This window comes from Cyanobium sp. WKJ7-Wakatipu (assembly GCF_024345355.1).
Lineage (GTDB): Bacteria > Cyanobacteriota > Cyanobacteriia > PCC-6307 > Cyanobiaceae > Cyanobium_A > Cyanobium_A usitatum.
On the sequence record NZ_JAGQAY010000051.1, the window covers coordinates 1 to 8,387 of the forward strand.

Sequence of the window (8,387 nt, forward strand, 5' to 3'; positions counted from 1 at the left end):
TGCTTCCGCTTCAACCGGCGTTTCTCAATGGTTGCGATGACGGAACGGATCGCCAATGCAGTCTGCTGCTGCACGCCTTGCACGGAGCGCGATCTCAGGCTTGCGGAGGCTTATGGGTAATCACGTTGATCGAAGCATATTGGAACTTCAAGCTTGACGCGCTCAAGTTCCTCCGGCTTCCATTCTCCTATTGCAAATTGGCACTCCTTGATCTGTGGGTCCTTGGCGCACAGTGCAGCCAAGCTCCGTGACTCCTTTAGCGGAACAATTTTGTAATCAAGGCTAGTAGATCGCAAGCCCTGTGCTTGAGCGATAGTGCCAAGTAGCAGTGGCACGAGCAGAGCAGCAGGCTGAGCCGGTAATCGCATAGACCATAGCCATTGCATTCATCTTACGGGCAGCCTCGATCGATAAAAACTATGCGAATTGTGCATAGTTTTTGTCTTCGCTCTGGTGTCTTGCCGGCCCATTCGGCAACAGCAAGGGACTGCCTTGCTGCCATGACCACCACCTCTCCTGCTGCCCAGGCACCGTTCACAGCTGAACGCTGGCGCCAGTTCTGGAACGCCTGGAAGGCAGAGCCCCAGCAACTCGAGGGCATAGAGCAGTTGCGGCTCGCCGTCATTGCTTCTGACCCGGCGATCCTCACTGAGGCAGCCCCCTGGCGGCAGACCTTCTCATCGGCACCCCCGGCTCCAGAGGCCCCAGCTCATGCGAATCCGCTAGCTGTGGCCTGGGAGAACCAGAACGACAACGCATCAGGCACCGGTTACCGCGAGTGCTTCTCCAGTAGCTGCGCCATGCTCGCCCGCTATTGGGGCAAGGTCAGCTCCGACGACGAATACAACGCCATCCGCGCCAAGTACGGCGACAGCACAAGTGCAGAAGCCCAGCTATCTGCCTTGCGCTCCCTGGGGCTAACAGCAAACTTCGCGACCAATGGTGATCGAGCAGCTTTGGAGCAGCAGATCAAACTGGGACGGCCAGTGGCCGTTGGCTGGCCGCATCACGGTTCTGTATCGGCTCCATCAGGTGGGGGCCACTGGAGTGTGGTGATCGGTTTCACCGAGGCGGTGGCCATTCACAACGACCCCAACGGAGAAGCTGATCTAGTGGCAGGTGGTTACACCGCCAACACCAATGGCGCAGGCCAGCACTACAGCTGGAAGAACTGGCAGCCCCGCTGGGAGGCAGACGGCAATGGCACCGGCTGGCTGCTCACCTGCCATCCCTGAGCAGGCAGAGGACAGAGGCACCGAGCAGGTCCATGAGCGATGAACGGCCGCCCTTACTGCCACCTGCCCAGCAGGGGGGCAAGCCTCCCTTTGATCGTGAGCGCTTTGTCTTTAAGACCCTGGCGGTAGTGATCTGCACCCAACTTTTGATCTATTCCCTTGCTGCTGGGGTCTGCGGTCAGCGGGCATTGGCGGGCCGGCCAGTTGGTCAGGTATGTACAGGCACGCTCGAGAAACTGCAGATGGGTTTTGATTCCACCCTCAACCTGCTGCTGGCACTACTGGGCGGTGCAGCGCTGACGAAGGTTGAGCGGCGCTCCTGAGCTCGGCAGCTGGGAGAGTGGACTTGCACTGCTTGCATCCATGGCCCGCTACACCCTTACCCTTGCGCTGCCAGCTGGTCTCGCAAAGGCAACGGCTGCGGACCTTTCGAGTGCTCTAGGCCAGGCGCTGCTGCAGCTGGGGTCAGAAGTTGTTAAGCGCAGCCGCTGGCAGCTCGTGGCCGACGATGTCACTAATGCAGAAGAACCCATCCGGATGATCTTCTGCTGGAGCAAGCCAGCCAATGCTGAACAGGCTGTTGAAGTGGGCGTGGAGCTAATTAGCCGCGAGCTGATGGGCAGCGGTGCACCCCGCACACAAGGCGCGATCGACCGTTTGCTCAAGGGTCTCAGTGAGCAAATCCCGGGCCTGCGGGTGCTCAGTGACAGCAGAAGTCCAGTGGCCAAGCTCCCTGCATCCAGTGCGCCCGCAGTCCAAGAGCAGAAAGATTGAACGCAGGGCAGGGCTGCTCAGGACAGGTGAGTGCTGCTCAGGGAGTAGCCCAGCAGCGCTCAAAAGAATGGAGCTAGCGCTAGAGAACACAGCAGTGCTGCGGTCGCCGGTGGCTGCCGTGAACTTGCCACAGCTGAGCTGTGGCTGACGTCAGACAGCCGCCGCCGCCCTCGGATGCTCTGAGTTGGGGTAATAGGGCCCGGCATCTCTCCCGCGGCTGCGGTGACTGGTAGCCCTCTGCCGATTGCTGGCTGGTGTGAGACCCCAGCTTTCCTCGCGCCACTGCGCGGGCAATGGTCAATTTTGATCGGATCTGGTGGCCTTAATTATTAGTAAGCCGAGGCCGCCACGCATGGGTCCGCCCTGCGCAGATCAATTGCCCTGGAGCGGCTCTACCGGTCCATAAGTGCAGTTGTACTGCTAGAATAAGGGCAGCGCCAAAGGCCCCAAGCCCATCGCCTGCGGTAATCCAATTCCCTGATCTCGCCAGCGCTGCTGCTCTTTTATTTGCGGTGTGTTGCCCCGATCAGTTGTCACCTCTGGCAGCTGATTCATGGATCTTTATCTCTCATCTAACCCTGCAATAGCCCCATCCCATTCGCTTGTGATCGCGGCCGGAGGCGGCCGTGATCTGGCCTGGCCCCAGCAGCGGGTTGCCGCTGAGCTGCTTGCTCGCAGCAGTGGCCGCCTTGTTCACTTATTGCTCCACGGCGGTGCCCGCGGCGCTGATGCCGCCATTGGTCGCGCTGCCCAGCAGCTGGGTTGGTCAGCCCTGGTTATGCCGGCCCAATGGCAGCTCCATGGGCGGGCCGCTGGGCCAATCCGCAATCGGGCTCTTCTCGAGCAGGCCATTTCCCGGGCCGAGGCCCACAGCTCCCCTGGCTATCAGGCCTCGGTGCTGGTGGTGGCCTTCCCGGGCGGCACCGGCACCGCCTCGCTGGTGCAGCAAGCCAGGCGCATGGCCTCGCGCTCTCCGGTGCCGATCTCAGTGGCTGAGGTCCGTGCCTCCGCCGGGCTGCTGGCTATTCCCGCCGCCGCCCACTCCTGAATCCTTCTGCGCCTGCTGGCGCTCTCCGTCCCATTTATCCCCTCTCACCGTCATGGCCGTACTCACCCCCATTCCCGCCGCTGTCGCCACTGCTCCAGCGGTGGCCGCTCCATCAGCCACTGGCCCGTCCTGCACCCTGCAGCGCTCCGGTTCCCTATGGCAGCTGGGCATCGAGGCCCAGGAGCTCACCAGCGCCATCGGCCAGCTGGCCGAGCAACTGGAAACCGATGACCTGGAGCAGCGCGCCTCAGCACTGGCTGAGCTGGAGGCAGCCCTACTGGCAGAAGAGGGCAACAAGACAGCCTTCGCGGCCAAAGCCGATGCCACCTGCTGGGTGATCGAGCACCTGCGCGGCCAGGCCGCCTACCGCCAGCAGCAAGCCAAGCGGCTCGCCGATCTGTCCCGTAGTGATGCCGGCAGGGCCGATGCCCTGGAGGGGTCCCTTGTCTTTGTCCTCACCCAGCTGCAGCCCGCGGCCACCCGCTTCTCCTTCCCCAATCACGAGCTCAGCAGCCGCAAATCCCAGGCGGTGGTGATCGACGACGAAGACCTCCTCGATCCCGAATGGCTTGCCGTCAAAACCACCAGCCAGCCCGATAAGAACGCCATCAAGGAAGCCCTCAAAGCCGGCCGCCAGATCACTGGAGCTCAGCTGCTCAACCGCCGCTCCTGGCGCATCCACTGACCGGAGGGGGGGCAGAGGCCCCCTCGACATGGCCCGCTGCAGTGGCGGGCCCTTTCTTTCTGACCCAATTTCGCTCCTCTCTTCTTCTCTCTCCATCGCTTCCCATCACCATGACCGTCGCCGCTCCTTCCGCCAATGGCTCCAGCACCAGCAGTCGTCCCGCAGCTCCCCATCAGGCCCAGCGGCCGCCCTCTGCTCTGGAGGTGATCCGCTCCGCTGATCGGTCCGATACGGAGACCTCAGCAAGCCCAACGTCAGCCGTAGAGCCGCAAGTTCTCCAGACTCAGCACCTTGGCTTCTCCCCCGAGCAGCTCGCCGCCCTGACCGCCCCGCTGGAGCGGGCCAAAGTCCGCCAGCGGGAGCAGGGCCGCAGCCGCGTGAGCTATTTGGAGGGTTGGCAGGTAATTGCGGAAGCCAACCGGATCTTTGGTTTTGACGGCTGGCAGCGCCAAACCATCGCCGTCCGCTGCGTTGCCCAGGCTGAGCGATTGATTGGCCGGGACCAGAAGCCCGGCTGGGGCGTCACCTACACCGCCCGCGTACGCATCACCGTCACAGCCGGAGGTCTTACGCCCCTGGTTCGGGAAGGCACGGGCGCCGGCCACGGCATCGACGCCGACCTAGGCCAGGCCCACGAGTCGGCCATCAAGGAAGCCGAGACCGACGCTATGAAGAGAGCGCTGATGACCTTTGGCAATCCGTTTGGGCTGGCGCTCTATGACAAGCAGCAGAGGGAGGTCACCAGTTCAGGCACTGCGGCCCCCAACGCCAACACCAGAAGCAGGCCAGCAGAAGCGGCTTCCCTGCAGCAGCCCCAATCACCTGCGCAGCAAGAGAAAGATCCAAGCCTTGACCCGCTCGATCCAGGCACCATCCAGCAGATCCTCGCCACCGTTCGGGGATTGCCCCGCCCTGCTCTGGAGGGGTTCACTAAGGCCTTTCGCAAGCGCTTTCAGGTGCCGGAAGAGGCCCCCTCGATCGCTGATCGGATTTGTCAGCGGCGGCATCATGAATGGATTGAGGCGTTTCTTGTTCAGCACCAGGCCCAGCCAGAAACAGCCGCTATCCACCACGGCTGAGCCGATCAGGCGGGACGCGACAGGTGCAACCGTGCTAGTACATGTGTATGCATTAGCCGTGATTCATGGGTGCCCTTCTCCTCCGGCCAGCAGCGCTGAATGCCCGGCTCGATCTCCCGATCGAGGAGTGGCCCTGCCTCGATGAGGTGCTGCTCAAGACCCCCAGCAGCAAGATCTGCATGACCTGCCACTGTTCAGGCATCACGCCGGGGTGAAATGCATCCCGGTGCTCACCTGCCAACTGCACCAGGGGTTAATCGCCCATGGCGAGCACCTCACCAGTCGATGCCAGGGCTGGACTGATGACATGAGCCGCCAGCAGGGCTGGGCGCCAGAGGTGGCCTGAGCAGCTCTCGATGAATGTCACGAACAGGGCCTGAACGCCTTGCGGGTTCTGGCCCTGAGCTCAGCACGGCGCATCAGCCGGGCCACGCGATGGCGGCCGACGTGGCGCCCCGAGGCCCGCAGCTCCTGATGGATCCGCGGAGATCCGTAGAAGCCGCGATGCTCCTCGAGCACCACAGCGATCTCAGCGGTGATCGCCGCGTTCTCGGCCGCTCGCTTTCCCGGCACATCCTGCCGCTGCCGCCTGACATAGAAGCCACTGCGAGCCACGCCCAGCTGCCGGCACAGCCAGGCCACCGAATGGCGACCTGTGAGCTGATCGATCAGACGAAACCTCTCGGCGGCAGCTGCTCCTTGGCAAAGTGCGTTGCCGCCAGCCTGAAAAAATCCTTCTCCCTCCTGAGCTCACGGCTTTCCTTGCGCAGCCGGGCCAGTTCTGCCCTCTCGTCGCTGGTGAGCTGACCCTGTTCAGGGCGGCCAAAGTCACCGCGATCGATGCGGGCCTGCCGCACCCAACAGGCCAGGCTGCTGGAGGGAAGCCCAAGGCGCCCGGCAACGACATTGCAGGAGAGGCCCTTCTGAAGGCAGAGCTCCACGACCTCCGCCTTCTGCTGCGCCGTGAACCGGCGTCGGGCTCTGGTGGGGATGCTCATTGATGGACAGTCTGGCGGTCATGGCGTGACCCCTATCGACTTGTCCTCAAAACCGGGGGAACCCCAGCACCATTGAGACCGATCAAGCGTTTGAACACGAAAACCAACCACAACTCATCACCACTTCTGCGCATCACACTGGTACAAGCAGATTCCAGAAATGCGACCAACAAACGTAGCTTCAGATCAATGGACCTCCGATACCACCCCATTCTCATTTATGACAAAGTCCCTTATACCATCTGTGTGATTCAGCCCGAATCGAACCCTGAACACCGGCTCACATGAGTCGATTAGTCGCTTGGACATAGCAAGTAACAATTGCTGACTGTTCATAAGGTTATGTGAATAACCCCTGAGCCTACGGTCTACCTGCTGGTTCGGCCTCTCGTAAAGGACAAATACAACCTCTTGGTTGGCATTCGCATACGGAGACCTTGGGTTGTCTGCGACACGAACCCTAATCTCGTCAACTGCGACGTTGTGACTTACTCTGATCTCGTTAGCTATCTCTGAAATAGTCGCACGGCACTCACTAGCCTCTATTGGCAGCGCAACTAACGCAATTGAAGCCATAGCAAGGCCCTGCACGACTCTGCACAGTTCATTACTCATCTCGGCATCATGAATTCACACTGGCATCTTATCCCGTTAGTCCCTGACCGTGGGCCGACTGACAGTCATGCACAGGCAGCCAGGAGCCTGTCGCACGTTGAGCCCCGGTAACACGGACTCAGCGGCAGTCGCTTCCACCAATGGTTTGCCCTCAGCCCGTTGCACTGAGGGCTGCTCTCAGGCCGTCGCCACCGATGCCCTGAACAGTTTGAGGATGTTGTGGGTGGTGGCCATCAGCGCCCATTCCCCGTTCACCTTCTCCAGCACTCGCAATCGGAACCGATCCAGGCCTCGGGCGCCCTTGATCTGGCCGAATACGGGCTCCACAATCGTTTTGCGCAGGGCGTATATGGTCTGACCGGCCTTGGATCTGAGCTTCCGATCCATCCGGCCGCGGGCATCAAGATCTGCCGGCGGTCTTCCCCGCGATGGCCGTGACCGCTGGCCGTGCTGCTGCCGGCTGGTGGAGATGTAGGTGTTGAGGCCCCGGTCCTCGCAGGCTTCCAGGTTGGCGGTGCTGCAGTAACCGGCGTCCGCGATCAAAGCCTCGGGTACCTGGCCGGTATTGACCTCAATCCGCTCGAGCATGGGCAGCAGATGCACCGCATCGCTGGCCTGGTTGCTCACCCCGATCGCCACGATCACCTGGTGGTCGCCATCGACGGCGGCCTGGGCGTTGTAGCCCTGCATCCAGCCGTCCGATCCCTTGCGGATGTGGCTGTCGGGGTCCGTGAAATTACGCTGCGCGCTGGGGTTGGGGTTACCGGCCGCATCGGTTGGCAGCGTGCGCTGCGGCATCGCCAATGGATCGGTCTCGGCGGCGGCAACGGTGCTCAGCTCCAGGCCTGCGGCCTCAGCCTTCTCCATCGCCAGCTTCTGGGCGTCATCGGCCCGCTTACGCGCACCACGGCTGCGGCGTGCTGCCCGCTTGCTGCGCGGCTCATCGCCACTGGCCTCGGCTACCTCGACCTCCTGCTCAGCAGCCTCGGCCTCGTCGTTCAGTTAAGCGGCCTTGGCAGCAGCAGCTTCTGCTTCCAGTTCAGCCTTGGCCTTGCGGAGGAACTCCAGCCGGCTGGAGCGCCGCTGCAGTTCCTCCGGGAGTTCATCGCCCCGTTTGCCCTTGCCGTACTGCCCGTCCTCCTGGGCGTCGATGATCTCGGCCTTGCGCAGCAGCGCCCGCATTTCAGCCTCCAGCTGCCGCTCGGACTTGAGCATCCGCTCTTAGCTCTTCGCCTTGTGCTTGCTGGCATTGGCTTTGACCTTGGTGCCATCCAGTGCCACGTGGCCCAAGCTCACCAGTCCTGCCTTCTGGCAGAGCCGCAGGACTTGAACAAAGAGCCCGGCCAGGGCATTCAAATGGCGGCGGCGGAAATCGCTGATCCGGCTGTGGTCGGGTTGCTGGTTGCCCGTGAGAACCCGGAAGGCGGCGTCCTCCCAGCAGGCCTTCTCGATCTTCCTGGAACTGGGCAGCCCAACGCAGTAGGCGTAGAGGAGCAATACCACTAACATCCTGGGAACGTACGCCTTCTCCCCGCGCGGATCCTTCTGCCGGTAGACGGCGTAGATGTCCTCAAGATCCAGCTCAGCAGCCAGATCGAGCAGAAAGAACACCAGGTGGTTCTCCGGCAGCCAGTCCACTGGTGAGGGCGGCAGCAGCAGCGTCTGCTCCGGGTTCCAGGGCGGAAGGACTTGGGCTTGGCCATGCCCCATTCTCCTGCCCAGATCCGTTGCAATCACTGGGATCTTGGCAGATCGGCAGGTGTCTGTAGAGAGATCGGGCACTGGGCTGTGTGCGACGCGATTCTAGGGATCTGCCGCTCAAACCCCGTCGTGATTACCCATAAGCCTCCGCAAGCCTGAGATCGCGCTCCGTGCAAGGCGTGCAGCAGCAGACTGCATTGGCGATCCGTTCCGTCATCGCAACCATTGAGAAACGCCGGTTGAAGCGGAAGC

The 8,387-nt window shown here is 62.1% G+C and carries 13 protein-coding genes; 8 read left to right on the top strand and 5 right to left on the bottom strand.

Features of this window, described 5'->3' with window-relative positions:
* The 8 genes from KBY83_RS14910 to KBY83_RS14945 all read left to right on the top strand — a co-directional run.
* The coding region (locus KBY83_RS14910; protein ID WP_255020351.1) for a hypothetical protein at positions 1-251 on the top strand (251 nt) is incomplete at its 5' end.
* 249 nt (positions 252-500) lie between these two features.
* Entirely contained in the window at positions 501-1,235 is a 735-nt protein-coding gene (locus tag KBY83_RS14915) for a C39 family peptidase (protein ID WP_255020352.1), read from the top strand.
* 32 nt (positions 1,236-1,267) lie between these two features.
* Positions 1,268-1,558: a hypothetical protein gene (locus KBY83_RS14920; RefSeq protein WP_255020353.1), complete on the top strand. Its 291-nt coding sequence runs from the start codon at positions 1,268-1,270 to the stop codon at positions 1,556-1,558.
* 40 nt (positions 1,559-1,598) lie between these two features.
* Positions 1,599-2,009 carry a hypothetical protein gene (locus tag KBY83_RS14925; protein ID WP_255020354.1) on the top strand — a complete coding sequence of 137 codons (411 nt, stop codon included), beginning with the start codon at positions 1,599-1,601 and terminating at the stop codon, positions 2,007-2,009.
* A gap of 604 nt (positions 2,010-2,613) precedes the next feature.
* Positions 2,614-3,057: a hypothetical protein gene (locus KBY83_RS14930; RefSeq protein WP_255020355.1), complete on the top strand. Its 444-nt coding sequence runs from the start codon at positions 2,614-2,616 to the stop codon at positions 3,055-3,057.
* Positions 3,058-3,109: 52 nt separating this feature from the next.
* Positions 3,110-3,742, top strand: coding sequence for a siphovirus Gp157 family protein (locus tag KBY83_RS14935; protein WP_255020356.1), 633 nt, complete (start codon positions 3,110-3,112; stop codon positions 3,740-3,742).
* A gap of 110 nt (positions 3,743-3,852) precedes the next feature.
* Entirely contained in the window at positions 3,853-4,821 is a 969-nt protein-coding gene (locus KBY83_RS14940; RefSeq protein WP_255020357.1) for an RAD52 family DNA repair protein, read from the top strand.
* A gap of 65 nt (positions 4,822-4,886) precedes the next feature.
* A complete protein-coding gene (locus KBY83_RS14945) occupies positions 4,887-5,036 on the top strand; it encodes a hypothetical protein (RefSeq protein ID WP_255020358.1) in 150 nt (49 codons plus the stop codon).
* Positions 5,037-5,184: 148 nt separating this feature from the next.
* Here the strand turns inward: KBY83_RS14945 and KBY83_RS14950 are convergent, their stop codons facing one another.
* From KBY83_RS14950 to KBY83_RS14970, 5 genes are all read right to left on the bottom strand, one after another.
* Complete coding sequence (locus KBY83_RS14950) at positions 5,185-5,463, bottom strand: IS3 family transposase (protein WP_255020359.1); 279 nt, start codon at positions 5,461-5,463, stop codon at positions 5,185-5,187.
* 26 nt (positions 5,464-5,489) lie between these two features.
* The gene (locus KBY83_RS14955; RefSeq protein ID WP_255020360.1) at positions 5,490-5,819 is read right to left on the bottom strand and encodes a transposase; all 330 of its coding nucleotides are present in this window, start codon (positions 5,817-5,819) and stop codon (positions 5,490-5,492) included.
* Positions 5,820-6,611: 792 nt separating this feature from the next.
* Entirely contained in the window at positions 6,612-7,301 is a 690-nt protein-coding gene (locus KBY83_RS14960; protein ID WP_255020361.1) for a transposase, read from the bottom strand.
* Between the two features lie 135 nt (positions 7,302-7,436).
* Positions 7,437-7,649 carry a hypothetical protein gene (locus tag KBY83_RS14965; RefSeq protein WP_255020362.1) on the bottom strand — a complete coding sequence of 71 codons (213 nt, stop codon included), beginning with the start codon at positions 7,647-7,649 and terminating at the stop codon, positions 7,437-7,439.
* Between the two features lie 6 nt (positions 7,650-7,655).
* Positions 7,656-8,171: a transposase gene (locus KBY83_RS14970; protein ID WP_255020363.1), complete on the bottom strand. Its 516-nt coding sequence runs from the start codon at positions 8,169-8,171 to the stop codon at positions 7,656-7,658.
* Positions 8,172-8,387 lie beyond the last annotated feature (216 nt).